The organism is Sporosarcina sp. Marseille-Q4063, assembly GCF_018309085.1.
Classification (GTDB): Bacteria; Bacillota; Bacilli; order Bacillales_A; family Planococcaceae; genus Sporosarcina.
The window spans coordinates 288,740-313,866 of the sequence record NZ_CP070502.1 but is presented as its reverse complement, the minus strand read 5'-3'; the positions used below and the strand labels follow the sequence as shown (position 1 = coordinate 313,866).

Annotated in this window: 24 protein-coding genes; 6 read left to right on the top strand and 18 right to left on the bottom strand. The window is 41.6% G+C overall.

Annotation, left to right across the window (positions count from 1 at the left end; genetic code table 11):
- Positions 1-105: 105 nt before the first annotated feature.
- Complete coding sequence (locus JSQ81_RS01620) at positions 106-852, bottom strand: DUF4097 family beta strand repeat-containing protein (RefSeq protein WP_212606008.1); 747 nt, start codon at positions 850-852, stop codon at positions 106-108.
- 82 nt (positions 853-934) lie between these two features.
- Positions 935-1,840: a DUF4349 domain-containing protein gene (locus JSQ81_RS01615; protein WP_249336602.1), complete on the bottom strand. Its 906-nt coding sequence runs from the start codon at positions 1,838-1,840 to the stop codon at positions 935-937.
- A 154-nt stretch (positions 1,841-1,994) separates the two neighbouring features.
- Here JSQ81_RS01615 and JSQ81_RS01610 point away from each other — a divergent pair, with 154 nt between their 5' ends.
- From JSQ81_RS01610 to JSQ81_RS01600, 3 genes are all read left to right on the top strand, one after another.
- Positions 1,995-3,140 (top strand): SPFH domain-containing protein, encoded by a 1,146-nt coding sequence (locus JSQ81_RS01610; RefSeq protein WP_212606007.1) that lies wholly within the window; start codon positions 1,995-1,997, stop codon positions 3,138-3,140.
- Between the two features lie 21 nt (positions 3,141-3,161).
- The gene (locus JSQ81_RS01605) at positions 3,162-4,283 is read left to right on the top strand and encodes a Lar family restriction alleviation protein (protein WP_212606006.1); all 1,122 of its coding nucleotides are present in this window, start codon (positions 3,162-3,164) and stop codon (positions 4,281-4,283) included.
- 169 nt (positions 4,284-4,452) lie between these two features.
- Positions 4,453-5,103 carry a hypothetical protein gene (locus tag JSQ81_RS01600; RefSeq protein ID WP_212606005.1) on the top strand — a complete coding sequence of 217 codons (651 nt, stop codon included), beginning with the start codon at positions 4,453-4,455 and terminating at the stop codon, positions 5,101-5,103.
- 85 nt (positions 5,104-5,188) lie between these two features.
- Here the strand turns inward: JSQ81_RS01600 and JSQ81_RS01595 are convergent, their stop codons facing one another.
- Both JSQ81_RS01595 and JSQ81_RS01590 read right to left on the bottom strand, forming a co-directional pair.
- Positions 5,189-5,941 carry an SDR family NAD(P)-dependent oxidoreductase gene (locus JSQ81_RS01595; RefSeq protein ID WP_212606004.1) on the bottom strand — a complete coding sequence of 251 codons (753 nt, stop codon included), beginning with the start codon at positions 5,939-5,941 and terminating at the stop codon, positions 5,189-5,191.
- A complete protein-coding gene (locus JSQ81_RS01590) occupies positions 5,928-6,872 on the bottom strand; it encodes an MBL fold metallo-hydrolase (protein WP_212606003.1) in 945 nt (314 codons plus the stop codon). Before JSQ81_RS01590 ends, JSQ81_RS01595 begins: the two co-directional genes overlap by 14 nt.
- A 417-nt stretch (positions 6,873-7,289) precedes the next feature.
- Between JSQ81_RS01590 and proC the strand changes: the two genes are divergently transcribed.
- Positions 7,290-8,099 carry a pyrroline-5-carboxylate reductase gene (gene proC, locus JSQ81_RS01585; RefSeq protein WP_212606002.1) on the top strand — a complete coding sequence of 270 codons (810 nt, stop codon included), beginning with the start codon at positions 7,290-7,292 and terminating at the stop codon, positions 8,097-8,099.
- Positions 8,100-8,271: 172 nt separating this feature from the next.
- Positions 8,272-9,297: an NADPH dehydrogenase NamA gene (gene namA, locus JSQ81_RS01580; RefSeq protein ID WP_249336601.1), complete on the top strand. Its 1,026-nt coding sequence runs from the start codon at positions 8,272-8,274 to the stop codon at positions 9,295-9,297.
- A 317-nt stretch (positions 9,298-9,614) separates the two neighbouring features.
- On the opposite strand, the gene JSQ81_RS01575 is transcribed toward namA, so the two are convergent.
- The 7 genes from JSQ81_RS01575 to mce form a co-directional block, all read right to left on the bottom strand.
- Positions 9,615-9,794: a hypothetical protein gene (locus JSQ81_RS01575; RefSeq protein WP_212606000.1), complete on the bottom strand. Its 180-nt coding sequence runs from the start codon at positions 9,792-9,794 to the stop codon at positions 9,615-9,617.
- Positions 9,795-10,024: 230 nt separating this feature from the next.
- Positions 10,025-10,477, bottom strand: a complete 453-nt coding sequence (locus JSQ81_RS01570; RefSeq protein WP_249336600.1) for a hypothetical protein — start codon at positions 10,475-10,477, stop codon at positions 10,025-10,027.
- 127 nt (positions 10,478-10,604) lie between these two features.
- Positions 10,605-11,549 carry a ribonuclease Z gene (gene rnz / locus JSQ81_RS01565; protein ID WP_212605999.1) on the bottom strand — a complete coding sequence of 315 codons (945 nt, stop codon included), beginning with the start codon at positions 11,547-11,549 and terminating at the stop codon, positions 10,605-10,607.
- Positions 11,550-11,577: 28 nt separating this feature from the next.
- The gene (locus JSQ81_RS01560) at positions 11,578-12,762 is read right to left on the bottom strand and encodes a DNA polymerase IV (RefSeq protein ID WP_256437721.1); all 1,185 of its coding nucleotides are present in this window, start codon (positions 12,760-12,762) and stop codon (positions 11,578-11,580) included.
- A gap of 34 nt (positions 12,763-12,796) precedes the next feature.
- Positions 12,797-13,918, bottom strand: a complete 1,122-nt coding sequence (locus JSQ81_RS01555) for a M20/M25/M40 family metallo-hydrolase (RefSeq protein WP_212605997.1) — start codon at positions 13,916-13,918, stop codon at positions 12,797-12,799.
- 14 nt (positions 13,919-13,932) lie between these two features.
- Positions 13,933-15,480, bottom strand: a complete 1,548-nt coding sequence (locus JSQ81_RS01550) for an acyl-CoA carboxylase subunit beta (RefSeq protein WP_212605996.1) — start codon at positions 15,478-15,480, stop codon at positions 13,933-13,935.
- Between the two features lie 4 nt (positions 15,481-15,484).
- Positions 15,485-15,895 (bottom strand): methylmalonyl-CoA epimerase, encoded by a 411-nt coding sequence (mce, locus tag JSQ81_RS01545; protein WP_212607505.1) that lies wholly within the window; start codon positions 15,893-15,895, stop codon positions 15,485-15,487.
- Positions 15,896-16,012: 117 nt separating this feature from the next.
- Between mce and prli42 the strand changes: the two genes are divergently transcribed.
- Positions 16,013-16,105, top strand: coding sequence for a stressosome-associated protein Prli42 (gene prli42 / locus JSQ81_RS01540; RefSeq protein WP_212605995.1), 93 nt, complete (start codon positions 16,013-16,015; stop codon positions 16,103-16,105).
- A 104-nt stretch (positions 16,106-16,209) separates the two neighbouring features.
- Here prli42 and JSQ81_RS01535 read toward each other — a convergent pair whose 3' ends face one another.
- From JSQ81_RS01535 to JSQ81_RS01505, 7 genes are all read right to left on the bottom strand, one after another.
- Entirely contained in the window at positions 16,210-16,650 is a 441-nt protein-coding gene (locus JSQ81_RS01535; protein ID WP_212605994.1) for a BrxA/BrxB family bacilliredoxin, read from the bottom strand.
- A gap of 100 nt (positions 16,651-16,750) precedes the next feature.
- Positions 16,751-17,833 carry a methylmalonyl Co-A mutase-associated GTPase MeaB gene (gene meaB, locus JSQ81_RS01530; protein WP_249336599.1) on the bottom strand — a complete coding sequence of 361 codons (1,083 nt, stop codon included), beginning with the start codon at positions 17,831-17,833 and terminating at the stop codon, positions 16,751-16,753.
- Positions 17,833-19,992, bottom strand: coding sequence for a methylmalonyl-CoA mutase (scpA, locus tag JSQ81_RS01525; RefSeq protein ID WP_212605993.1), 2,160 nt, complete (start codon positions 19,990-19,992; stop codon positions 17,833-17,835). The genes meaB and scpA overlap by 1 nt, the downstream gene beginning before the upstream one ends.
- On the bottom strand, positions 19,979-21,679 hold the full coding sequence (locus JSQ81_RS01520; RefSeq protein WP_212605992.1) for a methylmalonyl-CoA mutase family protein: 1,701 nt from the start codon (positions 21,677-21,679) through the stop codon (positions 19,979-19,981). The genes scpA and JSQ81_RS01520 overlap by 14 nt, the downstream gene beginning before the upstream one ends.
- Positions 21,680-21,793: 114 nt before the next feature.
- On the bottom strand, positions 21,794-23,104 hold the full coding sequence (locus tag JSQ81_RS01515) for a dihydrolipoamide acetyltransferase family protein (protein WP_212605991.1): 1,311 nt from the start codon (positions 23,102-23,104) through the stop codon (positions 21,794-21,796).
- A 20-nt stretch (positions 23,105-23,124) separates the two neighbouring features.
- The gene (locus tag JSQ81_RS01510) at positions 23,125-24,108 is read right to left on the bottom strand and encodes an alpha-ketoacid dehydrogenase subunit beta (RefSeq protein ID WP_212605990.1); all 984 of its coding nucleotides are present in this window, start codon (positions 24,106-24,108) and stop codon (positions 23,125-23,127) included.
- Positions 24,108-25,115: a thiamine pyrophosphate-dependent dehydrogenase E1 component subunit alpha gene (locus tag JSQ81_RS01505; RefSeq protein WP_212605989.1), complete on the bottom strand. Its 1,008-nt coding sequence runs from the start codon at positions 25,113-25,115 to the stop codon at positions 24,108-24,110. The genes JSQ81_RS01510 and JSQ81_RS01505 overlap by 1 nt, the downstream gene beginning before the upstream one ends.
- Positions 25,116-25,127 lie beyond the last annotated feature (12 nt).

Sequence of the window (25,127 nt, the reverse complement as noted above, 5' to 3'; positions counted from 1 at the left end):
GTTTAGTATAGCCCATTTTTCTATCATTAATCAATGAGAAATTTTTACAGTAAAAAAAGGAATTAGAAAAAGCCGACATTTTTGCGTCGGCTTTTATATTAATGATTAATCGCTGAGTGACAAAGAGACATTCCCAACAGCTACTGTCAATTTGACGTTCGGTCCCCCGATTCCAATAGAACCGCCCGCTTCGTTCGGTAGGTTGATTGTTTTATTCCCGACACTGTTGTTTATGTCCGTTTGGAGAGCGAGCGGTGCTTCTTTTGTTTTCACGGCAATATTCCCGACTTCGGTTTTCGCTTGAATGTTATTCGCAATACTTTGTAAGCTAATCGTAATGTCCCCGACCTCCGACTGGGCATTAATCACGCCGCCTATTCCGATTAAGTTGATATTACCCACGTTTGTAGTTGTCTGCGATTCATTGGCATAGATTGAATCGACGTAGATATTCGCAACATCGGCGTGTACCAAAAGACGATCATATTGTTTAGTTGGCAGCTCCACCAAAATGGTATAACCATCAGATAATTTTCGGAAAGAAAGAAATCCGGAACTTGTTTTCGCTTTTATAATTACTTCGCCGTTTTTTTCTTTTAAAGTCAGCTTGAACTTTTTTGACGGTTTCTTCGTCGTTTTTCCTTCTAGTTGCACCCGTATGTCATGCCCATCATGCGGTGCAATTTGAATGTCGCCGATATCCGTGGACACATCCACATTTACAATATGATCGGCGGCAATGGATTTGCTCAGCTCATCCCGGGATCCTCCGAATAAGAACAGCAAGAATTTAATCCCGATAATAATTCCAATAAGGATGACTGCAATGCGCATGATTTGGTTCAAACTCATTTTGTTTTCTCCTTTATTAGAAAAATCGTTATACCTTACCATTCTATTCGCAGGTGTCCGTTAAAATATCAGAAATTCAAATTTACTTAATCCGTTTTCGAATAAAGGCTAAATAAACGCCCAGTCCAATCAGAAGTAAAAGTATAAAAATCGGTAAATTTCCAATGATGAACACGATTAAACCCGAACCGGCTGCAAGTAAAAAGTTCGTACTTGTCGCAAGTTGCTTTTTCGTTTTATCCCAAGTATCTAAGTCTTTATTATCTAGTCCAGGTACAATAACTCGATTTTCAAACATCGAAATTTCAACTGTCGAATAAGATGTTTGATTTTCTAAATAATTCATTTTCCCGACAATTACTTCAATCTCTTCTTGGATAGCAGCTAAGTCAGACGATATTTTTAATAAATCCTCTGTCTTTTCCGCATCGCCCATAAAATCAAGCAATCTTTCTTCAACCGCACGTTTGGATTTAACTCTTGATTTCAAATCGACGTATTGCTCCGTTACATCTTGACCGGTTACCGTGCGTTCTAGAATGTCAGCTGCTTCGCCTTCTGTGGCGGTCAAAAACTTCTGAAAATGTTTTTCTGGAATTCGAACTGTAATATTACCGCTGACTGATTCATCATCTTCTCGGTATACGTTAGATTCCACGATGTATCCGCCGTATTCATTTACTTTCTTTTCTATATTTTGCTCGGCTTTTTCAAAGTCTTTTACGTTCAGTTGCAGCCTCGCTTGATGGATAATCATCCGATTTGTTGAAACTTTGCCGACTTCTTTACTGACTTCTACTTCTTCATCCATGGCCGCCTCTTCGCTTGCTGAACTATCCTGTTCAACCCCCATATCATTTGAAAGAGATGATTCAGTGGAAACTTCATATATACCCTTCTCTTCTTTCATTGAATCATTCGAGCTACAAGCTGTCATAAAGATAATAATGCTTACAATTAACCACGTCCACGCTACTTTTTTCTTCACTGGTTTTCCCTCCTCGTCTCGTTAATGAAGTAGACGGTAAATTTTAGAAATAGTTACAACCGACTAAATATGAAACCAAAAATAGATTCGAACGTATTATGATATAATGGCATTAGTTTATATATGAATGGAAACTACTAGGAGGGCGAAAAATATGGGACTTTTCGGATTCTTTAAAAGTCAATTTATAGAAGTAATTGAATGGACAGACAGTCATACAAATACAATGGTTTACAGATTTCCTGTTCAAAATAACGAGATTAAAATGGGGGCAGAATTAACCGTCAGAGAATCGCAAGTAGCGATCTTTGTCAACGAAGGTGAAATTGCGGATGTTTTCGGACCGGGAAGGCATCAATTATGGACGCAAAACATGCCGATTTTAACAAAGTTAAAGTCTTGGAAAACCGGTTTTAACTCACCATTTAAAGCAGAGGTATATTTTGTAAATACGAAACAATTCGTTAATCAAAAATGGGGTACGTCGAATCCAATAATGATGAGAGATCCCGAATTCGGGATGATTCGTTTACGCGGATACGGCATCTATTCTTACCGCGTTTCCGAACCGACTGTATTTTTAAAGGAATTATTCGGAACGAATGCTTCATATGATACGAGTAGCATTGAAAATCAGTTGAAAAAGATGATTATCTCTGGTCTGACTGATTTATTCGCAGAGTCGAAAATAGCGGCACTAGATTTGGCCATGTTCTATGACGAGTTAAGCACACAAGGGAAAGAAAAAATGCAAGAGCGTTTTAGTGCGTTTGGATTTGAAATCACTTCCCTGTACATCGAAAATTTATCGCTGCCAAAAGAAGTCGAAGAAGCGATGGACAAACGAACATCGATGGGCGTTCTCGGGAACCTTGGACAATATCAACAATACCAAGCGGCTGAAGCACTTAGGGATGCTGCGAAAAACGAAGGCGGCGGACTCGCGGGTGCAGGCGCTGGATTAGGAGCGGGTGCTGCACTTGGCGGCGTTATGGCGAATGCGTTTTCGGGCAATCAACAACAACATGCAGCGCCATCACCGACTCCCGTACCTGAGAAAATAAATTGTCCGCATTGCGATGCGCTAGTCAATAAAAACGCTAAATTCTGCGGGGAATGCGGGAAATCAGTGCAAAAGAAAAAGGTTCCTTGCGTTAATTGTAAAACGGAAATAAATGAAGATGCGAAGTTCTGCGGAGAATGCGGGACAAATCAGTCTGCCAAAAAAACTTGTGGAAAATGCGGGAAAGAAAATAATCCGAATGCCAAGTTTTGCGGTGAATGCGGAGAAACGCTATAACAGTGAAGAAGAGGTGAGCTCGTGACAAACTTGGAAAACAACGAACAGCCAGAATCAGTAAAGATTGAAGATACAGAAGTAAATCAATGTTCTTCTTGTGGCGGGAATACAGTTTTCGACCCTTCCAGTGGAGCTCTTAAATGCCCTTTTTGCGGAAGCGAAAAAGAAATTGAAAAAACACAAGAAAATGCAATTGAGCATAGCTTTTTACAAGCACTAGAAAAAGATGACCATAGTTGGGATGATGAAAAACGCGTTTTTTCATGCAAGAACTGCGGTGCCGAAACTGTTTTGGATAAAGACAAAGTAGCTGACTTTTGCACATTTTGCGGCTCATCCCACATTGCATCAAGTGAAAACCACGCGGGGATCAAACCCGCCTTGGTCCTCCCTTTTCAAGTACCGAAAGAGGAGGCCATTGAGAAATTCAAAGTTTGGATCAATAAGCGCTATTTCGCTCCATCTTCACTGAAAAAGTCTTATCAATTAAGTAAAATCACTGGTGCGTATCTTCCCTATTGGACGTTCGACTCGAAGACGCGCTCAAACTTTGTCGTCCGAATCGGAACCTATTATTATGTTACGGTCACTCGAACAGTCGTTGAGGATGGAAAATCTAGACGAGTAACAGAACAGGTCAGGAAAATTAGATGGCGGACAGAGCACGGCAATTACAATGAGTTTTTTGATGATGTTCTAGTAAAAGCCTCTCGAAATGTTGCCAGCGATCTTATTCATAAAATCGAACCATTCCAATTGAACGCCCTTGTTGACTATAAATCTCAGTTTCTATCGGGGTTCTTGGCAGAAAGATATTCAATTCCTTTAAAAGAAGGTTGGAACGGTGCCAAAGCGATTATCGACAGGCGGATTACAAATGGAATCGAACGACAAGTTCATGGAGATGTTGTACAAGTTGTGAGCGTCTCTACCAATTACAAAGACATTACGTATAAACATATTTTATTGCCCATCTGGATTTCATCGTTTCACTTTAATCATAAGGTTTACCGATTTTTAGTGAATGGACAGACCGGAAAAGTCAGCGGGAACGCTCCGATAAGCGCTCTGAAAGTAACGATCGTCTCGTTAGTTGCTATCGTGATTATTGCTATTCTTGTTATTTTCTTTGGTGGTCAATAACTTAATAAGATAAAATGGTCAGGAGGTTGCCCTCTTGACCATTTTTTATTTCAAAGAATGGATAGCGCCCTATTCGGTGAAATACGTTTGTACAGGTCTTTATAATAGAAAATGATATAGTTGAGAGGAAGCATAACTATTTTGCATGCAAGATTAGGAGAGAAATATGATGGATAAAAAAGAAAAACAGTTAGTGAATCACTACTACAAAAAGTTTTCCGAAAGAAGTTTTGATGAAAAAGATGTGTATAGTTTTTTAATGGTCATTAAAGAACATGCGAGCGATATTAAAGCGATTAAAGAACTTGCAGAATTTATTGCACATAGAGAGAAAAGTACAGGCTATGCAAAGGAATACCTGGATAAATGTAAAGAAATTATTAATAATCTAGGAAAAGAAAAAAACCGAAGAAAAATTGAAAACATCTTCTCATTTAAAGAAATCAGAAATGGTTTCAACGCTTTATTTCAACAACTTGGCTTGGAGAAATTACCTTTAGACATCATCAATGATTTTATTATCTGTATGATTTCATTATTGCAGGACGTAAAAATCGTTTCTGGAAGCTTAAACAAAGAAGTCGGGCATCTAAGTTTTGCCGCTTCTAGTAAAGAGCTATTTTTGATGGGAAATATGACGATACGTAACCAAGGTCGATTTATGCCAGTTACATTTCCTGTGTTATCTGTAAAAAATATATATGAAAAAATAACACCTCAAGATAAAAATGATACGCCTTACCTCTTTGATCATGAACTCATGGAAGTCATAAATATAAACCAAAAATTGGCTATAACGTTTCCTGAAATGAACGCCTAATAGCAATGAAACCAGCCGTGATGTGAATTAATCGGCTGGTTTTTCATTAACTGTGGTATCGTTTCCACTATATAGCTCGCTCTTGCTATTTTTTCATAAAAAAGTTGCGTCCTAATCGCTCGACAAGCGTTGGTGCAAGCGCGTGAAGTTTACTTGTGATTCCCATATACCAAGGCAGATTCACTTCTCTTACAGGTTTTTCAATCGATTGCATCACCGAATCGACAACTGTTTCTACGGTCAGTAAATGTTTACTTAATGATTTGCGGTAATTTCCAGTCTCATCTGCGAGATCTAGGAATGGTGTATCAATCGGACCTGGGTTAATTGTCGTAACGTGAATGCCAAATGGTGCAACTTCCATACGTAGTGCATTCGCATAACCTAATAGTGCATGTTTTGATGCAGCGTAAACAGAGGCTTTCGGGGTCGCGACCTTCCCCGCCTGTGAACCAAGATAAATCAAATGGCCGCTTTTACGTGCCATCATGTTCGGCAGTAGACGTTTTGTCAGTTTGATAGGTGCAACGACGTTAATGTCCATTGTTCGACTTGTTGTTTCGCTGGAAAGTTCATGCGCATATTGGAACGTGCCGACACCTGCGGAAAAAATAACAATATCGGGCGCGTCAATTTGATTCATGACAAATTGGATGCCGCCCTTTTCAGTTAAATCGGCCGGTATCGTATGCGCACCTTCATTTTGTAGTTCCCATAAAACGTCCAGGTCTCTTCCGGTTGCCCAAACTTCATGCCCTTCTTTTAGCAATCGTTTTGTCAGTGCATATCCTACTCCGCTTGTTGCGCCTGTGATTAGGAAGGATTTATGCTTTTTCATAATGCAAAATACCACTTTCATCTCGGGTTTCGCGAATGAGTTCCTTGTCGACAAGGTAATCAGTATGTCCGATTGTTACAGATAATGTCAGCCCCAGTTCTTTTTCGTATACAGCCGGGAATAGCGCTTTATTTAATTCGAAAATCGTTCGTGGTCCATTGTTCATCATGGCAAGCACTTTCATGGCACGTTCTCGTTGTTTTCCAAGTCTTGCTTCAATTAGCGAATGCGCATTTCGCACTTCGTCCCCATGGCCCGGGTAAATTACTTCAACGGGAAGCGTCAGTATTCTTTTTAGGGATTCATTGTATTGCAGCAATGAACGCGGACGCTTATCTTTGGGATTTAGTGGCGGCTCAATAAGCGGATTTGATGCAATTTTTGGCAACACAAGGTCGCCGCCAATCAGCTGGCGCGTTCCTTCATTCCAAAATACATGATGGCTTTGTGCATGTCCCAATGTCTCAAGAGCTGTCCACCCCGGATGTCCCGGTAGCGCGTCTCCTTCAATAAGTATTTTATCCAACGGTCTGTCCCCCATGAGGGCAACAGATCTTTTCATCTTTTTCACCCAACCTAAATATTCATCAGGTACACCTTCTTCGATAAGGCAATCAAGGTAAAACTTGTCGTGATAAGTAAAAAAAGCTTCATCGCGCTTTAACCATAAATCATTGTATGGATGGCCGAGCACTGTAGCGTTATCAAATGCATCAATCCATCCCGCATGATCAGGATGATGATGGGTTAAGAAGACTTGCTCAATATCGGAAAATGCATAACCCGCCTCTTTCAATCCATGCTTGAGCGCTTCATATGCTTCCGGTGTTTTTGGTCCCGCATCAATGAGTGATAACGCATCACCTTTCACGAGAAACGCGTTTACATCCCCGACAGCAAATGGTGTTGGGATACTAATTTTATGTATCATATGAAAATCTCCTTCATGTAATGAATCGGTATTCAGTTCATTGTACATCTTTTGGAAGACGCGGTCATCCTTTCTTTTAGTTGAATTATTAATTTTTCCCCGGAGTTGACTTTCATAAGACGGCATGCAATAATCAGACTAATTCAGGAACATGTAAGCTTTGACGAAGACGAGTAGTTATGGTGATGGAGATAAGAAAATGTGGTCACCGGCTGAGAGCCACGTATCCCTCTCCCATTTCGAACCTGCTTCCGAGCTGTCGTGGAAACACGACCGTAGCCTTCGCGTTAAGATGGAAACAAGTTGTGTCGTAAATTCGGCAAATCTAGGTGGTACCGCGGAAACATGCGTTTTCGTCCTTTCAGTAGGATGAGAACGCATTTTTTTGATTTTATTGAAATGAAAGAGGCGATTTTTTTGGAAAAGATCATATTTGTAGGTGCGGGGTCGATGGCGGAAGCAATTATTGGCGGAATAGTAGAGCAAGGCGCGGTACAACCACAAGATGTGTTTGTGATGAATAAATCCGATAATGAAAGATTAGTTTCATTGCAAAAGAAGTACGGCATATCGATTGTATGCAAGGAGAAAAAAGCATTCGAAAACGCAGACCTTGTTGTACTTGCGACGAAACCGAAAGATATTCAGCAAGCAATGTCAGACATCAGCCTATACATGAATAAAAACACTGCAGTTTTATCTGTAATCGCCGGAATTTCGATTAACACGATTAAAAACGGTCTTGGAAATAGACCTATTGCAAGATCGATGCCGAATACATCCGCTACAATTGGAAAATCAGCAACAGGCATAGCGATGAACGCCGCAGTGGATGACAAAATGAGAAAACAGCTTCTAGGTCTGTTGGAAGCAATTGGACTAGTGAAAGAAGTGGAAGAGGATGATTTGCATGCAGTGACTGCCCTTTCCGGCAGCGGTCCGGCTTACGTCTATTACTTGGCGGAGGCGCTTGAAGAAGCCGCAATGAGTAAAGGTCTGACAAAAGATGTGGCACGTTCACTCATTATTCAAACGCTGGAAGGTGCCGCGGCGATGATGAAAGAAACTGGGACGGAACCAGCCGAACTGCGGGAAAATGTGACGAGTCCAGGTGGAACAACTGCAGCCGGGTTGCAAGCATTGGATAATCGTTTATTTAAAGAAACGATTTCAGCGTGCATTGAAAGTGCGACGGCCCGGTCGCGAGAACTGGGTGCGCAAAGTTAAAGTATTAAACTAGTTTTGATATAGCGCTTCCTTCTGGCGATAACGTTGCCTACTATCGCTCAAACGTTGCTTACTTTCATCAAATCCGATGACATTGGCTAAGCACCTATACAGTCTAGGCCCTCTCTCATTTGCTATACTAATAGAAGAATTAATTTGGGAGGTTATTTATTTGGCAAAGTTATTCGAGCCCTTTAAAATACGGGATGTTGAATTTAAAAACCGCATTGTGATGGCGCCGATGTGCATGTATTCGAGTCACCACGACGATGGGATGATTGAAGACTGGCATAAGACTCATTATACATCGCGCGCTGTCGGACAAGTTGGGCTTATTATTGTGGAAGCGACGGCCGTTCAACCAGAAGGTCGCATATCCGCGCAGGATCTTGGCATTTGGAGCGATGATCATATCGATGGTCTTTCAGAAACAGTTCGCCTGATGAAACAACACGGCGCAAAAACCGGCATTCAACTAGCTCATGCAGGAAGGAAAGCGACAGTTGACGGCGATATTTATGCACCTTCTGCAATTGCATTCAACGAGAACTACAAAACACCTGTTGAAATGACGACAGATGATATTAGGGAAACAATTCAAGCATTCAAAGACGGAGCGATTCGTGCGAAGAAGGCTGGATTCGATGTCATCGAACTGCACGGCGCGCATGGCTATCTTATCAACGAATTTTTGTCTCCTTTATCGAATAAACGGACCGATGAGTATGGTGGGTCTAGTGAAAATCGATACCGGATTTTACATGAAATCATCGATGAAGTACGTTCAGTTTGGGAAGGGCCTTTATTCGTCCGGATTTCCGCTTATGATTACACGGAAGGCGGCATGACGCCGGAAACTTATATCGAAATGGCAAATTGGATGAAAGCACAAGGTGTTGATTTGATTGATGTGAGTTCTGGGGCTGTGGTTCCAGCAAGAATCGACGCTTATCCGGGTTATCAAGTGAAGTTTTCAGAAACAATCAAAGAAGGCGCGGATATTGCGACAGGCGCTGTTGGACTAATCACTACCGGGATTCAAGCGGAAGAAATCTTGAAAAACAACAGGGCCGATGTAGTGTTGTTAGCAAGAGAGCTATTGCGAGATCCTTACTGGGCTTACACAGCAGCGAAAGATCTTGGTGTAGAAATTGAATCTCCGAAACAATATGAGCGGGGATGGACATTTAATAATTAATTTAACCCATTCAGTTGAGTGGTACAAAAACTAAACTAAACACACAAAAGGAGTCCGAATTCGCATACGAATTGGACTCTCTTTATTTGCCTAAACAACAACCTTTAAGTTGCAAAAGCTACTGCTTTAGATGTGATATAGACATACAATAACTATTGTAGTTCCGTTAATATATGTGTTAATACTGCTGTTAATTTGTAAGTTAAAGCACAATGATACATTTCGCTACCCAATAAATAAAAGGACCAATAAGGTCCCTTCTTTACTTTTACTATTCTATTAACGCACCCTTTGATGGAATAAAAAATCCTTAAAAATTACATCTTTTCATTTTCGAGTTCATTAATTCTTTGTTTAAGATTTTTCATCTCTTCTTTTAAATCGTCTGTTGAGGCTGTAGTTCTGTTAGTCGACATTCTGACAATTGATAGTAAAGCTATAATAAACACAATAAAAACACCTGCCAAATAGATTAACATTACTTCAAAATCTCCCATATCCCAACTCCCTTTCTTACACAATCTGGCCCTTTGTTGAATACTGAATATATACTTATCCTACTGCTATCATAAAATAATTACTACAAAAATCCTTATTAAAAATGAAAAAGCACCGCTAATTTGATGTTATTTCGCTTGATTTTTTAACTTTTGTACCAGTGAACTGAATCGGTTATGATTTTCTCATTCGTGGGTTTTTTTAGGTGATAAAATGATTTCCGATTCGATTATTTACCAGTAGAACGTAATTCAAATGACTCCTCAAATGAATCCCATTTGACAGTTACTTCAATTACTTCATCTTTATTCATTGTTGTAGTTCCACCGCCACTAATTGTGAACAGTATTTGATTGGGAGACTCATCAAATTCCAATGTCTCACCACTCCCACTTCCAAGAGATGTTTGATAAAAATAACTAAGATTTTTCACCGACGCTAATTCGCTTAAATCCCCTTTATACTTTATAGCCAATGTGTACCTACTTTCGCTCGATAACGTAGTTCTTTTGTTTTTTTCTTTCCATTTCTCTGTTCCCTTAAAAACATATTCACCAATCCAATGTGAACTTTCACCTTTAAATATATAGTCTTTGTGAATCGTTTTGTTTTTCGAGAAATATGAAAATAGTAATACTGTCACTACTAGTACGGAAATCACCAAAAGGATTTTTCTCAACATATCTCCCCTCTCACACTTATATATTCCGCAACTGTTAAACGAATACCTTGTTGATAAAGTGCTTTATAAATAATTAAACCCGGTTTTTCCTTTGGGGTAGGAAAAACCGGGTTTAGCCGTGATTGCTTTATGATTCTATCTGAATTACCGTGTGATTTTTCCATTCAAACCTCGCGAAGTCTTCTGCAATATAAAGTTCAGGAAATATGGCTTTTCCTTGCGTCAACAACTCCGGAATATCTTTCGGCATAAAACGAGCGCTGATATGGTTGGCTATAAGTGTTTTTGCCTCAGCTATTTTCGCGGTTGTTGCCGCATCACCGATTGTTGAATGGCCATAGTCTTTTGCAAGATCCCCCGTATCTAAATCGAACGTTGCTTCATGGACTAAAATATCTGCTTCATGCGCCAATTCAATAGCTTCCGCGCAATAACGCGTGTCACCAAGAATCGTAACCGTAAATCCTTCTTGCGGTTCTCCCGTGACATCACTACTTAAGACGAGTCGACCGTCTGGCAATTCAACGTCGTCTCCGTCTTTTAATTGTTTCAACAAAGGGCCTTTAGGTACGCCTTTTTTAATAGCTTCATCGATAAGCAATTTCCCTTGAAGCGGTTTTTGTTCAATTCGATAACCGAAGCACGGGATGACATGGCGCAATGATTTCGCTGTGACAAGAAAATCTTCATTTTCAAAAACAACCCCATCAGTCACTTCATGAAAGACAAGCTGATAAGTTAAATGAGTTTGAGTCAGTTGAAAAGTTGTTGTCAGCCATTTTTCTAATCCGACTGGTCCATATATATGAAGTGCGTCATCACCGCCTAGAAATGACCTGGAGCTCAATAATCCGGGTAAACCTAAAATATGATCACCATGCAAGTGGGTAATAAAAACTTTAGCTATTTTACCGGGCTTCAATGAAGTATGTAAAATTTGATGTTGCGTCGCTTCACCGCAGTCGAACAACCATAATCCTTCTCCTTCTGCAGAAAGATTCAGAACTACCGAAGACGTATTACGCATTTTTGACGGCATCCCTGCGCCTGTACCTAAAAACTGCAATTCCATAGTAAATCCACCGCCTTTCTACGTAATGTTAAGAATGTCCTCTTTTAATGGAACCCGTTCCAAATTTTTGTTCTATATTTTTCACGAGGCTATCAATTTTTTCTGCCTCCGCATGTTTTTCAAAATTATAAATCGATAATTGCTCATATATTTCATTCATCGGGATGACGTTAGATACCGTAATGCCTAGTAGGCGTATCGGTTCACCGTCCCAATACAATTTGAATAATTCGATGGCTTCATGATAGATTTCATCTTCTTTATACAAAGGATTGAGCATAGTTCTGCTTCTCGTCTGATTTTTCCAGTCGGCCGTGCGGATTTGAATCATGATCACAGTTCCCGCAAGTTGTTCGCGGTCCAATCGCAGTGCAACTTTATTGGCCAACCATTTGAAGGTTTTTAAGCATTCACTCAGTTCGGTTTCATCAATCGGTAACGTCGTCGAACTCCCGACGCTTTTTCGTTCTTCCGCCGCCTCCGGATCTACAGGTCGGTAATCAATGCCGTTTGCTCGTTTTCTTAGTCGCTCCCCGTTTTTCCCAAGGGAAAATCTTACCACCTTTTCATCAGCCGTTGCTAAATCTCCGATGGTATGAATTCCAAGTTCGTTCATTTTCTTTTCGGTACTTTTTCCAATCCCATGCATTTCAATGACGGGAAGTGGCCAAAGGATTTTTTCGATTTCACGTTTTCGTAAAATGGTTATGCCCATCGGCTTTTTCATATCAGATGCTGTTTTTGCAAGAAATTTATTCGGTGCAATTCCAATGGAACAAGGTAAATCTAGTTCCTGCAGAATTCGTTGTTGAATCCCTTCTGTAATCGAAATGGCATCGGTAAGTCCACCGATGTCAGTAATATCGATATAGGCCTCATCAATTGAAACCGGTTCTACAAGATCCGTATACGTTCGTAATATATCAAACACGGCTTTCGATGCGATTCTATATTTTTCAAAATCGGGCGGAACGATAACCAAGTCGGGGCAAAGTCGCCTTGCTTCCCCGACTGTCATCGTCGTGTAAATGCCAAGCGCTCTTGCTTCATACGAACAAGTCACAAGAATTCCTCGGCGTTGTTTCGGATTTCCGGCAACCGCCATAGGAATTCCTTTCAATGAGGGATCATGTGCTTGTTCAACTGAAGCGAAGAAACTATTCATATCAAGATGCAGGATGACCCTTGCCCGTGTTTCACCGACAGTCGTCACATGATTCCCCCCCATCTATTTGGTATTCACTATATTATTTTGTTGCTGTTACTTTAACAATTTCTATCAGTAATTCAGTCAGTTTATTTAATTCTTCAACCGGCATCCGTTCATTTTTCGTATGAATTTCTTCATAGCCAACCGATAACGTTACAGTTGGAATACCTGCGCCGTTAAATACGTTACCGTCACTACCCCCGCCACTCGTTAAAAGTTCAGGCGTTCTTCCGATATTATTAATGGCTTGAACGGCTGTTTGAACAACTTCAGCATTTTCCTCAAAGCTGAATCCAGGATACATTTCTTGAACCTTAGTGTTTGCTTGACCGCCCATTTGTTCGGCTACTTGTTCAAATGTGGAAACCATATGATCCGTTTGTTTTTTTAATTTTTCCGGATTAATCGAACGTGCTTCCGCAACGATTGTAACTTCGTCACAAACGATATTTGTTGCACGTCCCCCGTGGAAACTTCCAATATTAGCTGTCGTTTCAGCATCGATGCGTCCAAGCGTCATTGCTGAAATCGACTTCGCGGCAATATTAATTGCAGATACACCCTTTTCTGGCGCAACACCTGCATGAGCTGTTTTTCCATTAATCGTCGTCCATAGTTTGGCCTGATATGGTGCTGATGTAACAATACCGCCCACTTTACCATCACTATCTACAGCGTATCCGTATTTCGATGTGATGAGTGAAGCGTCCATTTCCTTCGCGCCTGCAAGTCCGCTTTCTTCACCCGCAGTAATGATAAATTGAATATCCCCGTGTGAAATATTATTTTCTTTAACCGTACGCATCATTTCAAATAACGCTGCGATTCCTGCTTTATCGTCTGCCCCGAGAATTGTTGTACCGTCAGAATAGACATAACCGTCTTCGCGCAGTTCTGGTTTGATTCCAAGACCTGGTACGACGGTATCCATATGACAAGTGAAGTAAATCGAATCTGCGTTAGCTACGTTACCTTTAATAGAAGCAATTAGATTTCCTGCACCGTGTCCGCTTCTTTCTGCGGAATCATCTTCAATGACCGTAAATCCGAGTTCTTCCATTTTCACTTTTAATACATCTGCAATTGCACGTTCATCTTTTGTTTCAGAGTCGATTTTCACGAGCTCAAAAAATTCGTCTAATAGTCTTTCTTTATTCAATAAATTCCATCTCCTTAAAGCGGTATATTTCCATGTTTCTTTTTAGGTCTTGATTCTTTTTTATTTCGCATCATATCCAATGCTTGAATTAGCTTGATACGCGTTTCTCTTGGATCGATAACATCATCAACCATTCCATGAGAAGCTGCGACATATGGATTTGCGAATTTTTCGCGATATTCTTCAATTTTCTCTGCACGGGTTTTATCCGGGTTATCAGAGTTTGCGATATCGCGTGAGAAAATAATATTTGCTGCGCCTTCAGGTCCCATAACTGCGATTTCTGCATTCGGCCACGCATATACAACGTCAGCACCGATCGATTTTGAATTCAATGCAACATACGCCCCGCCGAAAGCTTTTCGCAAAATTACAGTCATTTTGGGAACAGTAGCTTCTGAATACGCATACAAGATTTTAGCCCCGTGGCGAATAATGCCCCCGTGTTCTTGTTTGACTCCCGGGAAAAATCCGCTTACATCTTCAAATGTAATAATCGGAATGTTGAAAGCATCGCAAAAACGAATAAAACGGGCGGCTTTATCAGAAGAATCGATATCAAGTCCGCCGGCCATGACGCGCGGCTGGTTACAAACTAGACCAACCGTTTCACCTTTAATGCGAGAAAGTCCGATCACAATATTCCGAGCAAATTCGGGTTGTACTTCCATAAATGAATCCTCATCAACGACCTGTTCAATCACTCGTCGTATATCATAAGGGCGTATGCCTTCATATGGAACAACATCGGCTAGATCAGGACGGTAATCGTCACTTTCAGCACGGTCCTTAACCGGCGGCTTTTCTTCGTTATTTTGCGGCAAGTAAGACAATAGTTGACGAACACTTTCCAAAACAGTCTTCTCATCTTTTCCGCGGAAATGCGCATTCCCGCTAATTGCGTTATGTACTTTGGATCCGCCGAGCGCTTCTGAAGAAATGGTTTCGCCCGTTACCGTTTCAATCACTTTTGGTCCTGTGATAAACATTTGACTTGTTTTGTCTGTCATAAACACAAAATCCGTAATTGCGGGTGAATAAACAGCGCCACCTGCACATGGACCTAAAATGACCGAGATTTGCGGAATCACGCCAGAATAAATTGCGTTCCGATAAAAGATTTCCCCATAACCATCTAAAGAAACAACGCCTTCTTGAATTCTAGCGCCGCCCGAATCATTTAAACCGATAAATGGCGCACCATTTTTCGCAGCCAAATCCATGACATTTGCGATTTTCATGGCATGCATTTCCCCGAGTGCTCCGCCGAAAACTGTGAAATCTTGAGAAAACAAATAGATGGGTCTGCCATCGATTTTTCCGTATCCAGTCACGACGCCGTCTCCGGGTCCAACTTGCATGTCCATGCCAAAATCTCGTGTTCGATGCGTGACGAATGGGTTTAATTCGACAAATGTATCTTTATCTAACAGAAGATCAATCCGTTCTCGTGCAGTTAACTTCCCTTTTTCATGTTGCTTCTCGATACGTTCATCGCCGCCGCCAAGTTCAATTGCTCTTCGTTTATCATAGAGTTCATTGATTTTATCGTAAATGTCCATTCAATTATTCCCCTTTATCCCTTTTTTCACACAGTTCGTATAAAACACCAAAAGAAGATTTCGGATGCAGAAACGCAACTTCGGCCCCGCCTGCACCTGGTTTTGGTTTGTCTGATAATAATTGGACCCCTTTTTCTTCAAGTTCCACCATTCTTGATCTTATGTCCGTTACTCCAAATGCGATATGGTGAATACCTTCGCCTCTTTTTTCAATAAACTTTGCGACTGCGCCGCCTTCGTCCATTGGTTCAAGTAATTCCAGTTTAATGTTTCCAGCATCAATGAATGCCACGCGAACCTTCTGACTAGCTACTTCTTCAATCGCTAAAAGCGTTAAGCCAAGCGTATGTATGTAGTAATCAAGTGAATCATCGATATTCTTTACAGCAATTCCGATATGATCAACATTTTTCACCAAACAAAACCCCTCCCTCCTTCTATTGTACATTTTTCAAGAAGATTCCGCTACCTGTTGTGAATTCTGCAATTTCTGTTAAAATAGGAGTAAGAATTATTTTAAGGAGATTATGAAATGGCCAATAAAAACGTACGCAAATGGATTCTTTATATCATGATTGCTTTAATGTTGGTATCAGGACTTGGAATGGGTCTAAGCATGATGTAATTTACAAAAACGGAGGGCACGCGTTAAGCCCCACGAAGCTATATGTACACAAAAAAACTGTTCGCACACAATCAAATGTGTCCGGACAGTTTTTGAATTACTTTTTATACTTCTTCGCAATGCTCTTCAAATTGGCCTTGCAAGTTCGCGACGACTGACATCGGGTCATGCCCTTCAATTTCGTAACGGCCAACTTCAGCAACCAGTTTACCGTCTTTTAATAGTGCGAAGGACGGGGATGAAGGCAAGTGATCCTCACCAAAATGCATGCGTGCCTGTGCTGTAGCTTCTTTATCTTGTCCAGCAAAAACTGTAACGAGATGATCTGGGCGCTTATCAAAATGGATAGCATGCTGTGCTGCAGGACGTGCAATTCCACCTGCGCAACCGCAAACCGAGTTTACCATGACAAGAGTCGTGCCAGGACGTTTAACTGCATCCTCAACTTGTTCAGGTGTCGTTAATTGTTCATATCCGATTGCATCCATTTCGGAACGTGCTCGAGATACTGTTTCATTCATTAAAAGATTAAAATCCATAGTCATTAATATCAATCCTTTCTTTCTTCAATGTAATCATAACAGGAGCATTATTGACATGCAATGGACTTGCAACTATAAAACCGTGGAGTAATCATTGTTTTTTCTATTTTACAAACAACTGTTCAACAGCATTCGTTAACGTAATATTTCCTTTGATCAATTCCGACTCCAATGCTGACACTTTTTCTTTACGACCTGGTTCGGAGAAAAATGAATCTATTAAACGATTTTCAATCATAGATCTGAACCAGTCTTTCGTTTGTTCATTTCTACGCATAGCCCAGTAATTAGTCTCTTCCATTGTCTTCTTAAATTTACCTATCGTTTCCCAAACATCTTTTAGCCCTGTGTTAGCAAGCGAAGACACTGGAAGCGCTGTGGATGTCCAGCCGGGTGAAGCCGGTTGTAAAAAATGAAGCAGTTGTTTGTATTCTCGAACTGTTTTTTTAGCAAGTTTCAAATTATCGCCATCCGCTTTATGAACGACAATCATATCCGCAAGCTCCATAATGCCTTTTTTCATTCCTTGCAATTCATCCCCTGCACCGGTCAAAACGAGTAGCATGAAAAAATCCACCATGCCCCGAACGACGGTTTCACTTTGTCCGACGCCAACCGTCTCGATTAATATAATGTCATATCCCGCTGCTTCGCATAACAACATCGTTTCACGCGATTTTTTATGCACGCCGCCTAATGTGCCCGCTGTTGGCGAAGGTCTGATGAACGCATTTGGATGTCTCGCTAATTCTTCCATCCGCGTTTTATCGCCTAGAATACTGCCGCCTGTAATGGAGGAACTCGGGTCTATTGCGAGAACCGCCACTCTATGGCCGGCCTGTGCAAGCATTAGTCCAAAGCTTTCGATAAAAGTACTTTTTCCAGCACCGGGAACGCCGGTAATCCCAACACGAATACTATTACCCGTTGTAGGGAGTAGATTGAGAAGAAGTTGTTGCCCCGCCTTTTTATCGGCCTCCGTAGTGCTTTCCAAAAGTGTAATTCCTTTTGCTAGATCCAAGCGTGATCCATTCATAATATTAGTAGTTAGTTCCGAAATAGGAATAGCTCCATCCTTTTTGACAAAACGTTTCCGAGGCAAAGCTGTCATCCCATCATGCGTTGAATTAATGCCGTCCATGACGTTCATTGCACTGTCGACACGAAAATCGTCTTTTTTATTCATTAATCCGTCACTTCCTCGTAGCCAAGCCTACGGTAAATCTCCTCGATTACTTTTTGCGCCGCGACGGGAATGACAGTACCGGGACCAAATATTGCGGATGCCCCGTTCTCGCGAAGAAATTCATAATCTTGTGCTGGTATCACACCTCCGACAACAATCAATATATCTTCACGCCCAATTTTCACAAGTTCATTTCTCAATTCTGGTACCAGCGTTTTATGACCCGCCGCTAGCGAACTAACGCCGATGACATGGACATCGTTTTCAGCTGCTTGCAGAGCAGTTTCTGCTGGTGTTTGGAACAACGGGCCGATATCGACGTCAAATCCTAAATCCGCGAAAGAAGAAGCGATTACTTTAGCCCCTCGGTCGTGACCGTCCTGCCCCATTTTACCGATCAAAATTCTTGGTCTGCGTCCTTCATTTTCCATGAAATCTTCAGCCATCTGTTTCACTTCGTCAATCTCATCCTGGTTCGAAAAGTTTGAACTGTATACTCCGCTCACGGAACGTATCACCGCCTTATGTCGTCCAGAGACCGATTCAATCGCATCTGAAATTTCCCCAATCGTTGCGCGCGCACGAGCCGCGTCAACAGCATTTGCAAGAAGATTTCCTTCACCCGTTCGAGCAGTTTCGGTCAACACTTCAAGAGTGCGTTTGACTTCAACTTCATCACGGGTAGCTTTCATTTGATTGATCCTGTCAATTTGTTTTTGTCTAACGACAGTATTATCGATATCTAAAATGTCAATCGGTTCTTCAACGTCTAGTTGATATTTATTCACGCCGATGATCGACTCTGCTTTAGAATCGATTTGCGCTTGACGTTTAGCAGCGGCTTCTTCAATTTTCATTTTCGGAAGACCCGTTTCAATCGCTTTCGCCATGCCGCCCAATTCTTCGATTTCTTCAATTAATTCCCATGCTTTTTCCATCAGTTCGTCTGTCAATTTTTCAACATAATACGACCCGCCCCATGGATCGGCGATTTTGGTCATCAATGTTTCTTCTTGTAAAAACAGCTGTGTATTCCGAGCAATTCGTGCTGAAAAATCTGTCGGAAGCGCAATCGCTTCATCAAGTGCGTTCGTATGGAGCGACTGCGTATGCCCCATTGCCGCCGCATTTGCTTCAATAAGCGTGCGCGTGACATTGTTAAATGGATCTTGCTCCGTTAAGCTCCAACCAGACGTTTGCGAATGTGTGCGTAGCGCCAAGGACTTTGCATTTTCTGGTTCAAAAGATTGAATCATTTGCGCCCACATTTTACGAGCAGCGCGCATTTTCGCGATTTCCATGAAGTAGTTTTTGCCGATTGCCCAGAAGAACGATAATCTTGGTGCAAATGAATCGATATCGATGCCTGCTGTTAACCCTGTACGAACATATTCTAGTCCGTCAGCAAGCGTATACGCTAACTCGATATCCGCGGTGGCACCCGCTTCTTGCATATGATAGCCCGAAATTGAAATCGAATTGAATTTCGGCATTTTCCCGGATGTAAATTCAAAAATATCGGCAATAATTTTCATCGACATTTCCGGCGGGAAAATATACGTATTACGAACCATATATTCTTTCAAAATATCATTTTGGATAGTTCCCGCAAGTTTATCTGGCGTTACGCCTTGTTCCTCAGCCGCAACGATATAAAACGCCATGACAGGCAACACTGCACCGTTCATTGTCATTGAAACGGACATTTCGTCAAGCGGGATTCCGTCGAATAAGATTTTCATGTCTTCAACCGAGTCGATTGCAACCCCAGCTTTACCGACATCGCCCGTCACGCGTGGATGATCGGAATCATAGCCCCGGTGCGTCGCCAAGTCAAAGGCGACAGATAACCCTTTTTGCCCCATCGCAAGGTTCCGTCTATAAAATGCGTTACTTTCTTCAGCCGTTGAGAAGCCCGCGTATTGACGAACAGTCCAAGGTCTAGACACATACATCGTCGGATATGGACCGCGCGTATTCGGTGCAATCCCGGGATAATCATTTAAATGGGAAACACTTTCAACATCTTCTTTTGAATAAACTGCTTTAATATCGATTCCTTCATTCGTAAGAAATGGGTTTCCTGTTAAAGGAGATGGTTCGTTTAATGATTCAGCACCAAGTAATGGATTTATTTCACTAAAATTAGGCTTTTTCATTGTTCGCGTCTCCCTTCCATTTATTTTTAATTTCCGTAAGTTTTGCTATTTTGTCCTGCCCGCTGAAAATGAACCCATTAAGACCGTTTGCAAGCCAGTGTTCACTTACTTCAGTTTCATATTTTCCAGCTGCATCGATTAAAATTCCATTAGGAAAATCTTGAAGTAAATCTGTCATGACTTCTTCTGTTACACTTGGGTTCCCACAGACAACTACATAATCCGGTTTTTCATGCGCGAGCCACTCGTTTGCTTCTTGCGCACTTGTAAATAGTGGACTCCACTCTGAATGAACGCCACCCGTAGCCAACAATCCGCTAACAAAATCTGCACGTGGTTTAACATCTTTTAATTCGCCAAACGTGAGTAATATAGTTTTCGGTTGTAGTTCTTGAAAATGGGCTCTTATCTTTTCAAAAGGTTCTGCTAGTCGGCCTTCCACTTCAATTCCATACGTTTCTTTCAACTCAATAGCCGATAAATCTGCATAAATATTTGTGCCGATTAATGATTTCTTCCCTTTTGCTACTTCTTCTGCACTGGCTGAACGACATGCTTTCAAACGTTGTCCAAGTTTTCCGCTTTTAACATATGCGTTGTATCCACCAGCTGCATCAATTTCAACAAATAAGGCCCATGCTTTTTCTACAAGTTCATTCGTCAAGGTGTCTATAAAATAGGAACCGCCTGAAGGATCAAGCACTTTATCCACAAGTGTTTCATTCTTAATAACGAGTTGAACATTTCGTGCGTAACGAATAGACGCCGGGGTTGTGCCTGTCAACACATCGTGCGGATGAACAGTAATCACATCGGCTCCACCGAGAACAGCTGAAAACGCTTCATTTCCTGCGCGCAATAGATTGACGTACGGGTCTAATTTCGAATACGTTCGAAGCGATGTTTCCGTCAAAATAGGAATATGCGTAACCGTCTTCTCTCCAAATGATTTTCCAAGTGCATTCCATAAAATACGAAAAGCGCGGATTTTGGCAATTTCCATAAAGAAATGAGTATCAATCGCGAAACGAACAAAAAACTGGTCGCTAAGTTCACGAAATGATTGATAAGTAATTGCATTCTCTGCACCCTCAGCAATCGCGAGCGCCAACTCCGTGACTGCATCTGCACCGTTTAAATGCGCACTGCGTACATCCGCGCAAATTGTTCGGACGTTTGGATAATCTTCAGGTAAACGCCAACCACTTATTGAAACAGCACCTCGCACTTTGCTGCGGTCTTCTTGAGCTACGATATCAAATGCTTTGAGTAGTTGGTCATTCTCACTAGTATTTGTAATGAATATTGGATACGAAGCAATAAGTTTGGCCAGTTTCTCTAAGGACTTTTCATCCCATTCAAATGGATTTGCCCCGTCATAGATAATTGCTTCATTCCCGCGTTCAATTGAATTCGTAAGCTCCGCAATAAATGACTTCGCATCTAGCGCATATTGTTGTTGCGCGACAATCCATCCAGTTTGTTGCTTTGCTTCTCTAATCGTAGCAATCGCACTTATATTATCTAATTGATCCCCGATATATAACGGCTGTAAATCAATTCCTTCTGGTGTTTTCGTAATCAGTTCTTCAAAAGGTTTTCCCCTTAATGATTTAACAGCGACTTCTTTCCATTCTAAATAATTTCTGTCTTCAAAATTTGTCGTCCTCATCTTATGTATGGTCACTTTTCTCATTCCCTCCCCAATCTACTAAACTAACCTCTATTTTACATGAGCATCCCGAATATTGTAAGTTGAAAAAGCCCGGAACCGATAATTCAGGTTCCAGGCGGTAACTTTTTAGTAAATAGATGTGTTGTCTGCCGATACGTTTTCAAGAATTTCTTTAACACGTGCAAGGAAACGTCCGCAAACGAGTCCGTCAAGTACTCGGTGATCAAGTGACAAGCACAAGTTAACCATATCGCGCGCGGCAATCATACCGCCGTTCATGATGACAGGACGCTTCACAATCGACTCGACTTGAAGAATTGCAGCTTGTGGATGATTAATAATCCCCATGGATTGAACGGAACCAAATGAACCGGTATTGTTCACGGTGAACGTTCCGCCTTGCATTTCAGCTGATTTCAATTTTCCAGTACGCACCTTCGTAGCCAATTCCTGAATATCACGGCCGATTCCTTTGATTGTTTTTTCATCGGCATGATTAATAACCGGAACAAACAAAGAATCTTCCGTTGCAACAGCAATCGAAATGTTAATATCTTTTTTCTGAATGATTTTGTCTCCAGCCCACATCGAATTCATCATCGGGAATTCCTTCAATGCTTGTGATACTGCTTTAACAAAAAATGCAAAGTATGTTAAATTGAAGCCTTCCTTCTGTTTGAATTCATTTTTCAATGAATCGCGGTAGGCAACTAAATTCGTTACGTCAACTTCAACAGTCATCCAAGCATGCGGCGCTTCATGTTTCGAACGCAGCATATTATTCGCAATCGCACGGCGTACGCCCGTGACTGGAATTTCAACGTCGCCAGCCATCACCGGCACTTCAGTTTTCGGCTGCCCCGCAGGTGCTGCTTTTGTTGGTTCTTGCGATGGCGTTGGCGTCGGCGCAGAAGCCTCTTGAACTGGTGCAGCTTTTGGCATTTCGCCACTTTCGATAATAGCTAATAAATCTTTACGCGTGATTCGTCCACCACGCCCTGTGCCTTCAACAAGTGATAAATCGATATTGTTTTCTTGTGATAAACGCAAAACTGCAGGTGAGTATCGTCCGCTTTCACTTCTATCCTGTTTAATCGGCGAAGTCGGTTGAAGTGAACCTTCTGCCGGCATCTCATTAGCAGGCTCCGGTTTTGCGGGTGACGCTGCTATTTGCGGTTCTGATTCTTCGCTACCAGCTTCAGTTTCAATCACACAAATAATTGCGCCGACCTCAAGCGTTTCACCTTCTTGTGCGATTAATTCTTTAATCGTTCCACCAAACGAAGAAGGAACTTCGGCATTTACTTTGTCCGTGTTCACTTCAGCGAGTGGATCATACTTATTGACCGTATCGCCAGGTTTTACTAGCCATTTCTCGATTGTGCCTTCAGTTACGCTTTCACCGAGTTGCGGCATTAAGATATTTTCAATAGCCAATCAATTTACCTCCATCTCTTTTAAAACTCAGCAAGATCACGCGCTGCTTTTTCGACTTTGTCAGGGTTCATCATAAAGAATCGTTCCATTGTCGGTGCATATGGCATTGCCGGTACATCTGGACCCGCAATACGTTTTATAGGCGCATCTAGGTCAAACAAGCAGTTTTCGGAAATAATTGCAGCGACTTCTCCCATAATGCTGCCTTCCATATTGTCTTCAGTTATGAGAAGTACTTTTCCAGTTTTCGAAGCGGCTTCAATAATCGCTTCTTTATCAAGTGGGTACACTGTCCGTAAATCAAGAATATGAGTTGAAATACCATCTTCAGCAAGACGTTCTGCAGCTTGCAGGGCAAAGTGCACGCAAAGACCGTATGTGATAATCGTAATGTCATCACCTTCACGTTTTACATCCGCTTTCCCGATTGGGAGCACGTAATCGTCGTCTGGAACTTGACCTTTAATTAACCGGTAAGCACGTTTGTGTTCGAAAAACAAGACCGGATCTTCATCTCGAATCGCTGCTTTTAAAAGACCTTTCGCATCATAAGGCGTAGACGGAATAACGATTTTCAACCCCGGTGTGCTTGCAAACATCGCTTCAACGGATTGCGAGTGATAAAGCGCCCCGTGGACACCGCCGCCAAATGGTGCGCGAATAACAATTGGACAAGACCAATCATTATTGGAACGGTAACGAATTTTTGCAGCTTCTGAAACAATTTGGTTCACCGCTGGCATGATAAAGTCTGCAAATTGCATTTCTGCAATTGGACGCAAACCGTACATTGCAGCCCCGATTCCAACACCTGCGATGGCAGACTCTGCCAAAGGTGCATCGATAACACGCTCTTCGCCAAATTGATCGTATAAGCCTTGTGTCGCTTTAAACACACCGCCTTTTAAACCAACGTCTTCACCAACAACGAAAACGCGATCATCTCGCTCCATTTCTTCTTTCATAGCTAAGGTAATTGCATCAATAAAAGACATAACCGTCATTATTCGTTCCCCCCTTCTTCAGCATACACATGAAGGAGCGCTGTTTCAGGCTCTGCATAAGGTGCATTCTCTGCATAATCAGTCGCTTCGTTTACTTCTTTCATAATACGCTCTTCCATTTCTTTTTCGATTTCATCTGTTAAAACGCCTACTTCTCTTAAATAAGCTGCAAACGTAATATTTGGATCTTTCGATTTTTCAATCTCCAGTTCTTCAGCTGAACGATATTGACGGTGGTCATCATCGGAAGAGTGAGATGTCAGTCGGTAACAAACCGTTTCAACCAGACTCGGCCCTTCTCCGCTACGCGCTCGGTCCGCTGCTTCTTTAACTACACGATAAACTTCAAGTGGATCTGTTCCATCCACCGTGAAACCTGGCATTCCATATCCAATTGCCCGGTCTGACACGTTTTCAGCAGCAATTTGTTTTTCGATAGGAACCGAAATCGCATATTTATTGTTTTCGACCATAATAACAGTCGGTAATTTATGAACGCCTGCAAAGTTCATTCCTTCATGGAAATCACCTTGGTTGGAAGAACCTTCTCCTAATGTTACGAATGTGATAAAGTCTTCCTTCTTCATTTTCGCTGCCAATGCTACGCCGACCGCGTGTGGCAACTGGGTCGTAACAGGTGAAGAACCTGTCAGTATACGGTTTTTTCTTTGTCCGAAGTGGCCCGGCATTTGACGACCGCCTGAATTTGGATCTTCAGATTTTGCGAATGCGGATAACATTAATTCTTTTGTTGTCATTCCAAAATGTAAAACAACTGCCATATCACGATAATAAGGTGCAATCCAATCCTTATCTTTATCAAGTGCATATGCCGCACCAGCTTGGGCCGCTTCTTGTCCTTGACATGAAATAACGAAAGGAATTTTTCCTGCACGATTTAATAACCACATACGCTCATCGACTCGGCGCGCGCGAACCATTGTTTCAAAAATATTTAAGACATCCTGATCGGATAAACCGAGTTCTTCATGACGATTTTTTGCCATTTTACTAATCCC